At 59.0% G+C, this 14,546-nt stretch carries 13 protein-coding genes and 1 other RNA gene; 4 read left to right on the forward strand and 10 right to left on the reverse strand.

Annotated features, from left to right (window positions below; translation table 11 throughout):
- Nucleotides 1-87 precede the first annotated feature (87 nt).
- The 9 genes from FFH90_RS04750 to FFH90_RS04790 form a co-directional block, all read right to left on the reverse strand.
- Complete coding sequence (locus FFH90_RS04750) at nucleotides 88-1,344, reverse strand: integrase domain-containing protein (RefSeq protein ID WP_138866765.1); 1,257 nt, start codon at nucleotides 1,342-1,344, stop codon at nucleotides 88-90.
- A 186-nt stretch (nucleotides 1,345-1,530) separates the two neighbouring features.
- Nucleotides 1,531-1,928, reverse strand: a transfer-messenger RNA (tmRNA) gene (gene ssrA, locus FFH90_RS04755).
- A gap of 97 nt (nucleotides 1,929-2,025) precedes the next feature.
- Entirely contained in the window at nucleotides 2,026-2,301 is a 276-nt protein-coding gene (locus FFH90_RS04760; protein WP_064616132.1) for a hypothetical protein, read from the reverse strand.
- A 306-nt stretch (nucleotides 2,302-2,607) separates the two neighbouring features.
- Nucleotides 2,608-2,880, reverse strand: coding sequence for a hypothetical protein (locus FFH90_RS04765; protein WP_111454478.1), 273 nt, complete (start codon nucleotides 2,878-2,880; stop codon nucleotides 2,608-2,610).
- 128 nt (nucleotides 2,881-3,008) lie between these two features.
- On the reverse strand, nucleotides 3,009-5,819 hold the full coding sequence (locus FFH90_RS04770; RefSeq protein WP_138866766.1) for an FAD-binding and (Fe-S)-binding domain-containing protein: 2,811 nt from the start codon (nucleotides 5,817-5,819) through the stop codon (nucleotides 3,009-3,011).
- Entirely contained in the window at nucleotides 5,816-6,487 is a 672-nt protein-coding gene (locus FFH90_RS04775) for a lactate utilization protein (RefSeq protein WP_018929465.1), read from the reverse strand. Before FFH90_RS04775 ends, FFH90_RS04770 begins: the two co-directional genes overlap by 4 nt.
- Nucleotides 6,487-7,941: a LutB/LldF family L-lactate oxidation iron-sulfur protein gene (locus tag FFH90_RS04780; RefSeq protein ID WP_138866767.1), complete on the reverse strand. Its 1,455-nt coding sequence runs from the start codon at nucleotides 7,939-7,941 to the stop codon at nucleotides 6,487-6,489. Before FFH90_RS04780 ends, FFH90_RS04775 begins: the two co-directional genes overlap by 1 nt.
- A complete protein-coding gene (locus FFH90_RS04785; protein WP_018929467.1) occupies nucleotides 7,938-8,762 on the reverse strand; it encodes a (Fe-S)-binding protein in 825 nt (274 codons plus the stop codon). Before FFH90_RS04785 ends, FFH90_RS04780 begins: the two co-directional genes overlap by 4 nt.
- Before the next feature lie 151 nt (nucleotides 8,763-8,913).
- A complete protein-coding gene (locus FFH90_RS04790; RefSeq protein WP_064616135.1) occupies nucleotides 8,914-10,605 on the reverse strand; it encodes a lactate permease LctP family transporter in 1,692 nt (563 codons plus the stop codon).
- A 262-nt stretch (nucleotides 10,606-10,867) separates the two neighbouring features.
- On the opposite strand from FFH90_RS04790, the gene FFH90_RS04795 reads away from it, so the two are divergent.
- Entirely contained in the window at nucleotides 10,868-11,635 is a 768-nt protein-coding gene (locus tag FFH90_RS04795) for an FCD domain-containing protein (RefSeq protein WP_064616136.1), read from the forward strand.
- A 138-nt stretch (nucleotides 11,636-11,773) separates the two neighbouring features.
- Here the strand turns inward: FFH90_RS04795 and smpB are convergent, their stop codons facing one another.
- Complete coding sequence (smpB, locus tag FFH90_RS04805; protein ID WP_018929470.1) at nucleotides 11,774-12,256, reverse strand: SsrA-binding protein SmpB; 483 nt, start codon at nucleotides 12,254-12,256, stop codon at nucleotides 11,774-11,776.
- Between the two features lie 118 nt (nucleotides 12,257-12,374).
- Here smpB and FFH90_RS04810 point away from each other — a divergent pair, with 118 nt between their 5' ends.
- From FFH90_RS04810 to FFH90_RS04820, 3 genes are read left to right on the forward strand one after another with little or no spacing between them, the layout of a single operon-like run.
- Nucleotides 12,375-13,778 (forward strand): sodium-dependent transporter, encoded by a 1,404-nt coding sequence (locus tag FFH90_RS04810; RefSeq protein ID WP_111454481.1) that lies wholly within the window; start codon nucleotides 12,375-12,377, stop codon nucleotides 13,776-13,778.
- 7 nt (nucleotides 13,779-13,785) lie between these two features.
- Complete coding sequence (locus tag FFH90_RS04815; RefSeq protein WP_007933502.1) at nucleotides 13,786-14,220, forward strand: type II toxin-antitoxin system RatA family toxin; 435 nt, start codon at nucleotides 13,786-13,788, stop codon at nucleotides 14,218-14,220.
- Nucleotides 14,213-14,527: an RnfH family protein gene (locus FFH90_RS04820; RefSeq protein ID WP_138866768.1), complete on the forward strand. Its 315-nt coding sequence runs from the start codon at nucleotides 14,213-14,215 to the stop codon at nucleotides 14,525-14,527. The genes FFH90_RS04815 and FFH90_RS04820 overlap by 8 nt, the downstream gene beginning before the upstream one ends.
- Nucleotides 14,528-14,546 lie beyond the last annotated feature (19 nt).

Consider the following 14,546-nt stretch of genomic DNA (forward strand, 5'->3'; position numbering starts at 1 on the left):
CGCAGCCATGCGAGAGATTTATCGACCGTCGTCATTTCTGTCGCCATGCTTCTCGACACGGATGGCATGGATTGTTGCCGGTGAAGCTCAGCGTATCGGCACCACGTTACGGTCCCTGGTTTGATTGATGGCAGATGCCGATAGGCTACCGGTGGCCGCCTTCTGGATATGTTCACTCCACCAGGCCATCATCGGACGCCGGCGTTCGATGTAATCCGCCCGGTTGTAGGCGCTACGAACTTCGTCCTTGTCGACATGCGCCAGCGCGACCTCGATCAGCTCTGGATCCCAGCCATGCTCATTCAGGATGGTGCTCGCCATTGAGCGCAGGCCGTGGCTGACTAGACGGTCCTGAAAGCCCATGCGCTTCAACGCCATGTTGGCGGTCTGGCTATTGGCATGGGTGCGGGGGTTTCTATCTGAGGGGAACACGTACTCTCTGTTACCGCTGAGTTGCTTGAGTGTCTCCAGTAACGAAAGTGCCTGATCAGTAAGAGGGATTGTGTGCGGCCGACGCTTTTTCATGCGCTCTGGCGGAATGGTCCAAATGCGCTTGTCGAAGTCGATATCTGCCCATCGCGCGGTGGCTGCTTCGGCAGGGCGGGTCATCGTGTGCAGTTGCCATTCGATCAGGCAGCGGGTCGTGCGCTTGATGCTGGCGTTCGCGATTTCCATCATGAGCTCGGGAAGCTCCTCAGGTGGTAGCGCAGCCATGTTCTCTTTCTTGGGTTTCTTGAACACCGCCCGAATTCCGTTGAGGGGGTTCGCAAATATCAGCCCGGAGTTGACCCCGTAGGTCATGATCTCGTTGAGTCGTTGGCTCAATCGTTTCACGGTTTCGAGGCTCCCTTTGGCCTCGATTGGGCGAAGGATCTTGATAACCATCGGAGCAGTGATTTGAGAGAGCGGTGTTGTTTTCATACTTGGGAAAACATGAAGCGTCAGCGATCTCCAAATATCTTCGGCGTAGGCTTTGGTTACGGAGTCTTTCTTCAGCTCGAACCAGGCCGTGGCCACCTTCTCGAAAGTGTGTTCACTCTCAGCAAGTTTGGCTTGCCTTACCTCATCACGCTGGGTTTTGGGATCAGTGCCCAAAGCGAGCAACTCACGCGCCTCTGCGGCTTTCTTCCGGGCGTTGGCTAGCGAGAGGTCGGGGTATGGACCAAGCGCCATGTTGATACGGCTTCTGGTCAACGGCTCGCGGTAATTGAAATTCCACATCATCGAGCCGCTGGCGCGTACTCGAAGCTGCAAGCCATCGCCGTCGCTGAGGACGAAGTCTTTACCAGTTGCCTTGACTGCCTTGAGCTGGCGATCGGAGAGGCGGGTTGCGTTAGTAGGCATAGGGGCTACCTCCAGCACCGTTTTGGTATCCTGAAAATAGCATTTGGTAGTCCGGGATACCACCTGGGATACCAAAGCGCCTGGAACTCAGAAATCCTCCAAAGCCCCAAAAAGCGCTGAACCCTCTGTATTCACTGGATTTCAGGCACAAAAAAAGACGTCCGTGGACGTCTTTAGATGATGAAGTGGTGGAGCCGGGGGGAATTGAACCCCCGTCCGCCAGTACTCCGCTGTCGGTACTACATGCGTAGCCTTGTCTATTAAGTTAACCCTCAGCGACCCGACGGGCAGGGTGCTTTGGGCGAGTTGTGTAAGTTTTAGCCGCTTCGTCCACAACGTACTGCACGGCGATTCTGTTCTATATGACAATCACTTTGGGTTTACAGACATCCCCTGATGATTGCTGGACCCGAAGGTACCAGAAGCTCAGGATCTAAGGCTGCTTACGCAGCGAGAGAGAATTCCTGGCCGTAGGTTTCGTCATTGGCAACTATAAGTAGTTGCAACAGTGGATTTACGACTTCTGTTACCAAGTCGGCATGCACCTAAAGTTTCGCAACCGGCGTCGAATCCAAAGCGGCCCCGAACCTGCTGTGTGTAACCAGCAGGTAAGCGAAGTGTACGCCAATACGCGCGGCGAGTCGACCTTCTGTCCTTACCTGCATGTTATCTGGCCTGGCCCTAATGGCTATTCAAGTGGCTTTGAATGTCCTGGAGCGCTTGCTGCGCCAGGGAAACACACTCTCTGTCGTTGTTGGAGGCGTGGGCGGCCTTGGCTTGTTCGGCTTTGGTGACGACGACACCTTTGGTGGCGGCGTCCAGCGTGGCTGCGCTGGACAGCTTGCTATTGACCTCCTGGAGCTTCATTACGCATTGATCGCTATCGTTTGAGGCGTATGCGGAGGAGGCCAGCATTGTTGCAGTGAGGAGCAGTCCAGCCAGGGCGGAACGCTTCATGGGTATCTCCTGGAACGGGGGTGGGGATGGGCCACGCTGATTGGGGCTTAACAAATGGACTGTGGAGGCGTGCAAGGGTTCTGTTTTTGCTGGCGATGGGGTGAAAGATTTTTCCGGGAGGCGGGTGCGAAAAAGGGACAAGAAGCGCCTGATGCCGGTCAGTTAAGACCGCATGCAATCTGTTGCGGCTGCCGAGCTCGCGTGGCTGCGTTCGGCTGCGAAGTAGTCGTGAGTCTGCCTGATGCTCCGCAAGCTTAGGGGTTACATGGCTCAGAAGGCCAACCCGAAGGTTGGCCTTGTACTGGATTACTTCCCGCCTTTGTTCGCGTTCTTGAGTTGCTGGATAGTTTGTTCAGTCTCGGCTATGCAATCATCAGTCCCTTCCTTGGTGCCTTTTGCCTGATCGGCTTTGGCTTTCGTGACGCTTTCCATTACCTGATCAGTCATCTCTGGAGGAGTCTGTGCCTTGGCATTTTCGATGGTTTTCAAGTTGACCGCACAGAGGTCTTCGACCGCAAACGAGGGGGAGGCCAGCATTGAGGCAGTAACGAACAGACCTAGCAGTACAGAGCGTTTCATGAGTATCTCCTTGAACTGAGGGTCCAGGCATCGCTGGCCATCAGGACGGGCTGCCAATTTGAGGGGAAGTCCCGCGCTGCGGGACTTGATCGGTGGACTGTGGCAGTACGTCAGGGTTCTATTTTTCTTCAGGTTGCCCTGGCCTGAGTGACCCGATCCACTAGATAGACCAGCCCGTGGTAGTCAATTCCACCGTGTTGCGTCAGACCGATCTCACAAGTGCGGCTGGTGGAAATCCCTTCGCTGCATTGCTGAACCGCGTCCTTCAGCGTGCGTAACGAATGCGCGTTCAGTTCCGGCGTGGTAAAGCCCTTGTCGCCAGCGAAACCGCAGCAGTGAATGCCTTCCGGAATGACCACGTTTTTACTGCATTTGCGCGCCAGATCGATCAACGCCTGGCTCTCGCCTAGATGCTGCGTGCTGCACGTGACGTGCACCGCGATAGGTGCTTCCTGCGGGGTGAAGTCCAGTCGGTCCATCAAATGCGTACGGATGAAACGCACCGGGTCGTACAGGTCCAGTCGTTCGTCGCCGAGGTCCTGAACCAGCCGCAGCGTGCAGGGGCTGGTGTCGCAGTAGATTGGGTCGAGCCCGCCGCGGCTGGCATGCAGCAGTGCGCCGATCAGCTCCTGACGTTTGTGTTCGGCCTGTTCGGCATAGCCCTTGGACGCGAATGGCTGGCCGCAGCAGAGGTTGTCCTGATTGTCTGGAAAGACGACCTGGTAGCCGGCTTTTTCCAGCAGGCCACGGGTTTTGTCGTACAGCGACATTTGCTCTTTATCACCCGCCGCCGGGCCCATGACCCGCGACACGCAGGCCGCGAGATACACCACCCGAGGGCGCTCGTCCGATACGCTCGGGCTGAAGCGAATGGCCTTTTCCGGCTGTGGCATGGCGTTGGTCCATTGCGGAACCTGGCCTTTGGACAAACGGGTCAATGTTGCCGAAAGCTTCGCCAAACGTGGTGCCCCCAACAGCATCCGTGCACCGTTGGCGACGTGCAAGGTAAAGCGCGCGCCTTGTAACGCAGTGGCGAAATTGCCTTCAATCCAGTTGGCGGTTTTCGTATGGGTCGCGTTACGGCCACGGAGCTTTTTCACCAGCTCGCCGGTGTTGATGCCTACAGGGCAACGTTGTGCACACAGGCCTGTGGCGGCGCAGGTATCGATGCCCTGATATTCGTAGGCCTGTTCCAGTTCGGCGGTGTCTATGCCGGCGCGTTTCTTCGCCTGGATGTCACGCCAGATCACGATGCGCTGGCGTGGGCTCAAGGTCAGGCCTTTCGACGGGCACACCGGTTCGCAGAAACCGCATTCGATGCACTTATCCACAATCTCGTCGGCGGCCGGCAACGGTTTCAAGTGCTTGAGGTGAATCTGTGGATCGTCGCTGAGCACCACGTCCGGGTTGAGAATGCCGTTGGGGTCGAGCAGGCGTTTGAGCTGCCACATCAACTGGTAGGCGTCGCTGCCCCATTCCAGTTCGACGAAGGGCGCCATGTTGCGACCGGTGCCGTGTTCGGCCTTCAGCGAGCCGCCGAACTCCACGGCCACCAACTGCGCCACGTCGTCCATGAACGCCTGGTAGCGTGCGACTTCTTCCGCGCTGTTGAAGCCTTGGGTGAAGACGAAGTGCAGATTGCCTTCCAGGGCGTGTCCGAAAAGGATCGCTTCGTCGTAGTGATGTTTGTCGAACAGCTCGATCAGGCGATTCACGCCGATGGCCAGTTGTTCCACCGGGAAGGTCACGTCTTCGATGATCACCGTGGTGCCGGTTTTGCGCACCGCGCCGACGGCGGGGAAGGTGTCCTTGCGGATCGCCCAGAGCCGGGCGTTTTCCACCGGGTCTTCGGTGAAGTCGACTTGTTTTTCCACTGGGAAGTCGGTCAGCGACGCCATGATCTGCGCCAGTTGTTCCTGCAGCAAAGTGGAGGAGGCCGCGCGGGATTCGATCAACAGAGCGCAGGCATTAGGCGACAGTTGTTGTACGAAAGCCGGCATGCCGGGCTTGTCCTGCACTGAGCGCAGGCTGCGACGGTCCAGCAGTTCCACGGCCGACACTGGTTGGCTTTTCAGGACGGAAACCGCGTTGCAGCAGGTTTCCACGTCCGGGAACACAATCAGCGCCGATGCCTTGTTCGGGTGATCGATCACCGTGTCGTAGGTCACCGCGCTGATGAACCCCAGCGTGCCTTCGGAACCCACCAGCAAGTGGCTCAAGATATCCACAGGCTCGTCGAAATCCACCAGGGCATTGAGTGACAGCCCGGTGGTATTTTTCAGACGGTATTTGTGGCGAATTTTCGCAGCCAGTTCGGCATTGGCGCGGGTCTCGCGGCCCAGTGTCGCCAGACGCTCCAGCAATTCGGCGTGGCTCTTTCGGAACGCCGCAACACTGCTGGGGTCTTCGGTATCGAGTCGGCTGCCATCGGCCAACACCAGACGAATGCCGGCCAGGGTGTGATAGGTATTTTGCGCTGTGCCGCAGCACATGCCGCTGGCATTGTTGGCGACGATGCCGCCGATTTTACAGGCATTGATCGACGCCGGATCCGGACCGATCTTGCGTCCGAACGGTGCCAGCCACGCATTGGCCTGCGCGCCGATCACGCCCGGTTGCAGACGGATTTGCGTGCCCTGGCCACGGATCTCGCGACCGTTCCAGTTATCCCCCAGCACAATCAGCACCGAATCGCTGATGGCCTGGCCGGACAGGCTGGTGCCAGCGGCGCGGAAGGTCACCGGGACGTGGTCCCGTTGCGCCAGTTTGAGCAGCGCCACCACTTCATCTTCGGACTCGACGCGGATCACCAGTTTTGGAATCAGCCGGTAGAAACTGGCGTCGGTGCCGAAGGCCAGGGTCGACAGCGGATCGTCGAAACGTCGTGCTTCAGGAATCAGTTGCTGCGCATCGCGCAGAAAAGCCGCCGGTAGACTCATTGGTCCTCCAGGATCAACACCACCAGGTCTTTCGGGCCGTGGGCACCGTAAGCCAGCACTTGCTCGATGTCGGCAGTCTTCGACGGGCCGGACACCAGCAAGGCGTTGGTCGGCATGCCTTGGGCCCATTCGAATTCCTGCTGCACCTGATAGAAGTTGTCGCGGATTTCACTGGCCTTGAGCAGGGCAAAATGCACTGGCGGCACCAGGCTCATCAAGCGCGGTTCTTCCCGCGTCGGCCAGAGAATCAGGCTACCGGTCGCGGCGATCGCGCCGAGGGTGGTAGTCAGGCTGGCCGGGGTGTCGTTGAACAACTCGGCTTTCCATTCCTCGACCGGGCGGTTGTAGGCTTTGAGCGCTGGCAGGCCAGGATTTTTCGCCCAATGCTCGGTGATGCGTTGCCCGTGGGGCGTCGTCGGCGCAATCAGCAGGCTCGGCAACTGGCGGTCCCGCAGCAGTTGCGCGAGCAATTCGGGCCAGCCTTCCCTGGACGTCAGATGGATTTCGGTATGCACCGCTTCCATCAGTTTGCGCAGTTGCGAAATGCGTTGTTCCGGCGTGTAGGTGTAAGGCTCGGTCACCAGTTCGACATCGAAGTTGTCAGCCACCGGCGTGGTGCCCGTCAGACTGTTGCGCAATTTGGCGAGGATATTTTGCTTGGCGCTCATCAACGGTCCCCCTGTTTGGCCAGATGCTCGCGGGCCATGTCATGCAGTGAGCGGGCCGCGGGTTTCGGTGCGCTGTGGTTCTGGGTCCATGGGCCGACGTTGCTCGGCGTCAGCGCTCGCAGGCGAGTGGCGAAGAAGCCGAACAGGCGATAAAGCGTTGGCGAACTGTTGAGCCTGGCCCAGGCGTTCCAGATAAATCGTTCTTTGCGCGAATACTTGCTGCCCTGACCGCGCATCACTTGATGTGGGCTGTCCGGCGCTTTGACGTTTTCTTCCCGCAGGCGACGCAGCAATGCAGGAATCGGAATTTTTACCGGGCAGACCTCACCGCAGGCGCCGCATAACGACGAGGCGCTCGGGTGGTCGGGGACTTTCGCCAGGCCGACCATGTGCGGGGTGATGATTTTTCCGATAGGCCCAGGGTAAACCTCTCCGTAGGCATGGCCGCCGATTCGGGTGTAGACCGGGCAATGATTCATACAGGCGCCGCAGCGGATGCAGTTCAGGGTCTGGCGCAATTCGCTGTCGGCAAACGCCTGGCTGCGACCGTTGTCCAGCAGCACCAGGTGCACTTCCTGTGGGCCGTCGAGTTCATGTTCCTTGCGCGGGCCGGAGATCATGTTGACGTAGGTGGTGATCGGAATGCCCAGTGCCGAGCGGGTCAGCAGCGACAACAGCGGCACCACGTCGCGCAGGTTTTCCACGACTTTTTCGATGCCGGTTACGGCGATGTGCACTGGCGGCACCGTGGTGGTCATCCGCCCGTTGCCTTCGTTTTCCACCAGCAGCAAGGTGCCGGTTTCGGCCACGGCGAAGTTGACGCCGGAGACGCCAATGTCGGCTTCGAAGAATTTCTGCCGCAAGACTTTGCGACCGATCTGAATGAGTTGGTCAACGTCCTTGGTGTACTCCACGCCAAGTTTGTCGTGGAACAAGGACGCGACCTGACCGGCATTCTTGTGGATCGCCGGCATAATGATGTGTGAAGGCTTCTCGTGGTCGAGCTGGACGATGTATTCCCCCATGTCCGACTCCAGGCATTCAATGCCTTGAGCTTCGAGGATATGGTTCATCTCCATCTCTTCGCTGACCATCGATTTGCCCTTGATCACTTGCCGCGCCTCGTGAGCGCGGATGATCGACAAGACGATGCCATTGGCTTCGTCCACCGTTTCCGCCCAGTGCACTGTCACACCGTTGCGGGTCAGGTTCTGTTCAAGCTGCTCGAGCAGGTCGGGCAACTTGGATAACGCGCGGGCGCGGACGGCATTGCCCAGCGCTCGCAAATGTTCTCTTTCATGGGCATCGCTGAAGGACGCTGCCCGTTTGCTCATCAGTGAATCCATCGCCGTGCGAAAGTTATTTCGCAGTTGCGTGTCAGCCAAGGCCTTGTGAGCCCGGCTGCGAAAATCTTCTTCTACGGCGACCGTAGGAATAATCGTGGAGCTGCTCATCGGGCACCTCCGGTTCGCTGCCAAAGGAAGCTGGCCAGATGCTGACCGCGCAACGCCTCCTGCTGTTTCTCCAACGAACCGTTGATGTTCATCAAGCAGCCGCAGTCGGCACTGAGTACCTTGTGCGCGCCGGATTCCTTCAACGCACGGGTCTTGTCAGCCACCATCGCACCGGAAATATCCGGCATACGGACGCTGAAAGTCCCACCAAAGCCACAGCATTCACTTTCGTGGCTGTGGTCGACTCGCTCCACGTTGCTCAGCTGCGCCAACAACTCACGGCCATGCAGGTGGGTGTTCATTTCACGGCGTGCCGAGCACGACGTGTGCAACGCCACTTTCACCGGTTCGCCGCTGTCCTTGAGCTGCACCTTGCAGACAAACAGCAGGAACTCGGCAAGCTCGTAAGTCCGTGCCGCGAGGGCCTGAACCTGTTTCAGCGTTTGCGGCTCGTCCTTGAACAGGTCGGCATAGTGTTCGCGCAACATGCCCGCGCAAGAACCCGACGGCACCACCACCGGATAATCCCCGGCAAACAACGCCAGTTGCGAGCGCGCCACGGTCCGGGCCTGTTCGGTGTAACCCGAGGTGTAGGCCGGTTGCCCGCAGCAGCTCTGCCCTTGCGGGTATTCGACACGAATGCCCTCGCGTTCCAGCAGGTGGATCGCGTCCATCCCGGCTTCGGGGTAGAACAGATCCACCACGCAGGTCCCGAACAGGTACACCCGTGACGGTTTTTCGCTGGGGTATTGCCGAGGTTCAGGCAGTGGCGGGGCGACGCGGGTCGCGTTCGGCACAGCGTTGTAAAAAAGCTCGCTCATCAGGCGTGTCTCCGGGTGGTCCCGGTTATCCGTCCGCTGAGGCTGCTGAATATAGAGAGAGAAGCTTTCAGCAGCCTTGCAGACCCGGTTGTGAATAGCTGACGCCGGGGGCGTAACCCAGCGTCGGTTTTTTCCGTGTGGCGTGTAGTGCTTAGTGCACCAGCATGCCGGTGAACCAGTAAGCCTGAGCCAAGGTGATCAGGCCGACGATCGTTGCAAAGAATAGGCTGTGCTTGAGGGTGAAGCGGAACAGATCCGATTCTTTACCCACCAGCCCGGTCGCGGCGCAGGCCACGGCGATCGATTGCGGCGAGATCATTTTGCCGGTCACCCCGCCGCTGGTGTTCGCCGCCACCAACAGGGTGTCGTTGACGCCGATCTGGTGCGCGGTGGTGGCTTGCAGCGAACTGAACAGCGCGTTAGACGAGGTATCGGAACCGGTCAGGAACACACCGAGCCAGCCGAGGAATGGCGAGAAGAACGGGAACGCCGCACCGGTGGCAGCCAATACCAGAGCCATGGTCGACGACATGCCCGAGTAGTTGGTGACGAAGGCGAAGGCCAGCACCATGCCGATGGACAAAATCGGCCAGCGCAGTTCGTAGAACGTCTCTTTTAAAGTGGTAAGACCAGTTTTAATGTTGACCTTCAGCACCAGCATCGAGATCAGCGCGGAGAAGAAAATCGCCGTGCCGGTCGCGGAAACCGGATCGAGTTTGAACACTGCCGGAATCGCTGTCGGGTTGGTTACGATCGGCGCGACCTTGATCACCATTTGATCCAGGTGCGGGATCGCGAAGTTGAACACCCAGCCATACATCGAGCCGCCGGCGGCAAACATCGCCTTGAACGGTTTCAGCGTCCAGATGGTGACCAATACGGTGAGGATCAGGAACGGCGACCAGGCTTTGAAAATTTCTCCCAGACTGTAGGGCGAAGCCACGGTGGTGCGCGGTTGGCCGAAACCACCGGTGCTGGCCACTACGGAAGCCGAGACTGCGCCGACGATGTGCGCGCCTGCAGCGCGTTTTGGCTGCCAGATTTTCAGGAACAGCGTCAGGGAAATCAGGCTGACCAGCGCCGAGGTGATGTCCGGCAGTTCCGGGCCAATGAAGTTCGAGGTGAAGTATTGGGTGATGGCAAAACTCAAGCCGGCCACCAGCGCAGCTGGCCAGGTTTCCCGAACGCCGCGCAGGCCGTCCATCATGAACACCAGCCAGAACGGCACGAACAGCGACAGCAACGGCAGCTGGCGACCGGTCATGGCGCCGATCTTGAAGGCGTCTATGCCGGTGACTTGCCCGGCGACGATGATCGGAATCCCCAAGGCGCCGAAGGCCACCGGCGCGGTGTTGGCGATCAGGCACAGGCCGGCGGCGTACAGCGGGTTGAAGCCCAGTCCAACCAGCAGTGCGGCGGTAATCGCTACCGGTGCGCCGAAACCGGCGGCACCTTCAAGGAACGCGCCGAAGCAGAAGCCGATCAGCAGCACTTGCAGGCGCTGGTCGTCGGTGATCGACAGCACCGAGCTGCGGATCACTTCGAACTGGCCACTCTTGACCGTCAGTTTGTAGAGGAACACCGCTGCCACGATGATCCACGCAATCGGCCACAGCCCGTAGGCAAAGCCATATCCAGCGGCGGCGAAAGCCATGTCGACCGGCATCTGGAAAGCGAAGATTGCCACGGCAATGGACAACGCCAGGGTGATGCTGCCGGCCACATGGCCTTTGAGGCGGAACACGGCCAAAGCCAGGAAGAAAAATACGATGGGAATGACGGCCGCGAGTGCGGACACGCCGAGACTGCCGAGCGGGCTGTAGAGCTGTTGCCAGGTTTGCATATGGGGTGGCCCCTAATTGTTGTTGGTCAGGCACTGGTCAGCGTTCTTGGATAATTGGTAAGACCAATTTACAATCGCTGTTGGCTAGGGTAAAAGCCTTGGAGGCGGTGTGTCAATTTGCCGCCCTAAAACTTTTGTCGAATGAGCGGTGCAGAACGCATCTGATCTGTTCGATCAAGCGTCGTCTGGTAGGTGCTGGCGCAGCGCCGATAGGCCAGAATAGAGAGCCCGGCGAGCCGCCGGGATCGTGGAGAATTGAGTGATGGGGTTTGATCAGATTCGGCAACGCCGTTTGTCTGACGATATTGTCGAGCAACTCGAGGGGATGATTCTCGAGGGCACCTTGAAGGCTGGCGAACGCCTGCCGGCAGAGCGTGCGTTGGCCGAGCAGTTCGGCGTGTCACGCCCTTCGTTGCGTGAGGCGATTCAGAAACTGGTGGCCAAAGGGCTGCTGGTCAGTCGTCAGGGCGGCGGCAACTATGTGGTGGAATCCCTGGGCTCGACGTTCAGCGATCCATTGCTGCACCTGCTGGAGAGCAACCCCGAGGCCCAGCGCGATTTGCTGGAGTTTCGCCATACCCTGGAAGCGTCCTGCGCTTACTACGCGGCACTGCGCGCCACCGAGGTGGATCGTGAGCGGCTGACGGCGGCGTTTGACGAATTGCAGGACTGCTATTCGCGTCACGATGAAGTGAGTCGGGCGGAAGAGGGCGCGGCGGATGCGAATTTCCACTTGGCGATCGCCGAGGCCAGTCATAACGCAGTGTTGCTGCACACCATTCGCGGGCTGTTTGACCTGCTCAAGCGCAACGTGGTGACCAACATTGGCGGCATGTACAAACAGCGCGTCGAAACCCGTGACATGCTGATTGCGCAGCACCGGGAGTTGTACCAGGCGATTATTGAGGGGCGGGCGGAAGAGGCGCGAGAAGTGTCCAGTCGGCACATTTTGTATGTGCAGGAAGTGCTGGAAGAGGTGCGTCAGGAAGTGCAGCGCATGGCTCGGGCGGAGCGACGCAAGGGGATGTAGTGTGTGGCGAGGGAGCTTGCTCCCGCTGGGGCGCGAAGCGGCCCCCCGGCCAGCATTGTGGGCAGATTGTTTACGACTGCTTCGCAGTCGAGCGGGAGCAAGCTCCCTCGCCACAAAAGCCGCGATCAGGCAGGAAAATTAATCTTCCTTGCCCTTGTTCCGCACCGCACGCTGCAATTCACGGCCGGCGTCGCGTTCGCGTTCGGTATCACGCTTGTCGTATTCCTTCTTGCCCTTGCCCAGAGCGATCTCGCACTTGACCATGTGCTTGCTCCAGTACCAGGACAGGCATACGCAGGCGTAACCTTTTTGCTGCACGGCAGCGGCCAGCTTCTCCAGCTCGCGCCGATTGAGCAGCAATTTTCGGGTGCGGGTCGGATCAGCGATAACGTGGGTGCTGGCCGTCGTCAGAGGCGTAATGTGGCTGCCGAGCAGCCAGGCTTCGCCATCTTTGAGCAGTACGTAACTGTCAACCAGTTGCAGTTTGCTTGCCCGCAGACTTTTTACTTCCCAGCCGGCCAGGACCAGACCAGCCTCGAACCGATGTTCGATGAAGTAATCGTGTCGCGCCTTTTTATTTTGCGCGATGGTCCCTGTTGGGTGTTTCTTCTGTTTAGCCATAGGGGCGGCATTATAGGGAGTTGCGCGCGAGTCGGCTACGGTGACGCTACGTGCTTGAGCAGGTTGATTGAATCCCGGACAATGCGGCCTCTTTTTTGAACGCTTGGGCGTGATAACGATGTCGACAGACAAGGTTTCTGTCCACGGCAGTTGGGCTAGCCGCTGGGTCTTCATACTCGCCGCGACCGGTTCGGCCGTGGGTTTGGGGAGTATCTGGAAATTCCCTTATATGGTTGGCGTCTATGGCGGCGGGGCCTTCGTGCTGATGTTCCTGGCCTGCATCGCGCTGATCGGTATGCCCGTCATGCTGGCCGAAACCCTGATCGGCCGGCGCGCGCGGCAGAGCCCGGCCAATGCCTTGAAGGTCCTGGCGCTGGAAGCGGGGCATTCGGCGAAGTGGTCCTGGGGCGCCTTTGCCGGGATGATCACGGCGTTGCTGATTCTGTCTTTCTATAGTGTGGTTGGCGGTTGGTCGCTGGATTACATCATCGACATGGGCCGTGGCGACTTTCGGGGCGTGACGGCTGATCAGGTCGGCGCATACTTCGGTAATGTGATCGCCGACCCATGGCGCCTGACACTTTGGCACACGATTTTCATGCTGTTGTCGGCAGTGGTGATCGCCAAGGGTGTGGTCGCCGGGCTGGAGCGCAGCCTGCGGATCATGATGCCGTTGCTGTTCGTGATGGTGATTGTCCTGCTGGGTTACAGCATGACCACCGGCCACTTCATGGAGGGCGTGCATTTCATGTTCGACTTCCATCCGGACAAGGTGCTTGATGGCTTGTTGCCGGCCATGGGGCACGCGTTCTTCTCCCTGAGCGTGGGTGTCGGCTCGATCATGATCTACGGCGCCTACATGCCGAAGCACTCGTCGATTTCCGGAACCGTCGTCGGTGTGGCGTTGCTCGACACCTTCGTTTCGCTGTTGGCCGGTCTGGCATTGTTTCCGATTGTGTTCGCTGCCGGCCTGAACCCGAGCGAAGGCCCAGGCCTGATGTTCGTCAGCCTGCCATTCGCCTTCGGTAACGTAGCGTTCGGCCAGTTGATGGGCGTAGTGTTCTTCGTACTGGTGGCGATTGCGGCCTGGAGTTCGGCGATTTCCCTGCTTGAACCGATGGTGGCTTACCTGGTTGAACGCACGAAAATCAGCCGCGCCTGGGTCACCTTCTGGCTGGCATTCACCTGCTGGTTCGTCGGCCTGGGTACCGTGTTTTCTTTCAATATCTGGAAGGAAGCCAAGTTTTTCGTGAACGAAGGCGGGCTGTTTCATCTCTACCAATGGGGGGCGGCCGGAGGCTTGGACTTCTTTGGTGTGATCGACTTCTTCACCTCGCGGATCATGCTGCCACTCGGTGGTTTGTGTTTCGTGGTGTTTGCGGGCTGGGTGATGGGGCGTGAAGCGGTGCGCGACGAGTTGTCGATCCGCAGCCCAGTACTGTTCGCCCTGTCCCTGTTTTTGATGCGCTATGTGGCGCCCATCGGCATTCTTGTAGTGTTTGCCGCACAGCTGTGGAAGTAACGCTGACATGACGACACACATTCAACGTTCGGCCCTGCTGCCGTATCCGGCGCAAGCGCTTTACGACCTGGTCAACGACGTGGCCCGCTATCCGGAATTCCTGCCGTGGTGCTCATCGACCGAAATTCTGGAAAGCTCTCCCGAGTTCATGCGCGCCAGCGTCGGTGTGGCCAAGGGTGGGCTTAGTCAGCATTTCGTAACGCGTAATACCCTGGTGCCCGGGCGTTCGATCGAAATGAACCTCGAGGAAGGTCCGTTCAGCCAGTTGCACGGCGTTTGGGTGTTCAAACCGTTGGGCGAGAAGGCCTGCAAGATCAGTCTGGACCTGTCGTTCGACTACTCGGGGCCGCTGGTGCGTGCGACGTTGGGGCCTTTGTTTAATCAGGCGGCGAATACGTTGATGGACGCGTTCTGCCAGCGCGCGAAGCAAATGCATGGTTGAGGCCGTGATCAAGGTCGAGGTGGTGTATGCCGCCGTTGATCGTCAGATGCTGCTGAGCGTAACGGTGCCGGTGGGCGCGACGGTGCGGGATGCGTTGTTCAAATCGGGCCTGAATGACGAATTCCCGGAGCTGGATCTGGGCAGTTGTCCGGTCGGGATCTTTGGCAAAGTGATCGCTGATCCGGTCATTCGCCAGGTTCAGGAAGGGGATCGCATCGAGGTTTACCGGCCGTTGCTCGCCGATCCAAAAGAAGTTCGGCGGTTGCGTGCAGCCAAGGCGGCCGAGGCCAAAGCCCGGAATCAGTGATTCGATTAAACGCCAGACA

This window comes from Pseudomonas sp. ATCC 43928, from assembly GCF_005938665.2.
Taxonomy (GTDB): Bacteria; Pseudomonadota; Gammaproteobacteria; order Pseudomonadales; family Pseudomonadaceae; genus Aquipseudomonas.

Coding starts and splice junctions, on each gene's coding strand:
- smpB (WP_018929470.1), bottom strand. CDS start 12,256: ATGGCTAAACAGAAGAAACACCCAACAGGGACCATCGCGCAAAATAAA.
- FFH90_RS04795 (WP_064616136.1), top strand. CDS start 10,868: ATGGGGTTTGATCAGATTCGGCAACGCCGTTTGTCTGACGATATTGTC.
- FFH90_RS04820 (WP_138866768.1), top strand. CDS start 14,213: ATGGTTGAGGCCGTGATCAAGGTCGAGGTGGTGTATGCCGCCGTTGAT.
- FFH90_RS04775 (WP_018929465.1), bottom strand. CDS start 6,487: ATGAGCGCCAAGCAAAATATCCTCGCCAAATTGCGCAACAGTCTGACG.
- FFH90_RS04815 (WP_007933502.1), top strand. CDS start 13,786: ATGACGACACACATTCAACGTTCGGCCCTGCTGCCGTATCCGGCGCAA.
- FFH90_RS04750 (WP_138866765.1), bottom strand. CDS start 1,344: ATGCCTACTAACGCAACCCGCCTCTCCGATCGCCAGCTCAAGGCAGTC.
- FFH90_RS04790 (WP_064616135.1), bottom strand. CDS start 10,605: ATGCAAACCTGGCAACAGCTCTACAGCCCGCTCGGCAGTCTCGGCGTG.
- FFH90_RS04770 (WP_138866766.1), bottom strand. CDS start 5,819: ATGAGTCTACCGGCGGCTTTTCTGCGCGATGCGCAGCAACTGATTCCT.
- FFH90_RS04785 (WP_018929467.1), bottom strand. CDS start 8,762: ATGAGCGAGCTTTTTTACAACGCTGTGCCGAACGCGACCCGCGTCGCC.
- FFH90_RS04760 (WP_064616132.1), bottom strand. CDS start 2,301: ATGAAGCGTTCCGCCCTGGCTGGACTGCTCCTCACTGCAACAATGCTG.
- FFH90_RS04810 (WP_111454481.1), top strand. CDS start 12,375: ATGTCGACAGACAAGGTTTCTGTCCACGGCAGTTGGGCTAGCCGCTGG.
- FFH90_RS04765 (WP_111454478.1), bottom strand. CDS start 2,880: ATGAAACGCTCTGTACTGCTAGGTCTGTTCGTTACTGCCTCAATGCTG.
- FFH90_RS04780 (WP_138866767.1), bottom strand. CDS start 7,941: ATGAGCAGCTCCACGATTATTCCTACGGTCGCCGTAGAAGAAGATTTT.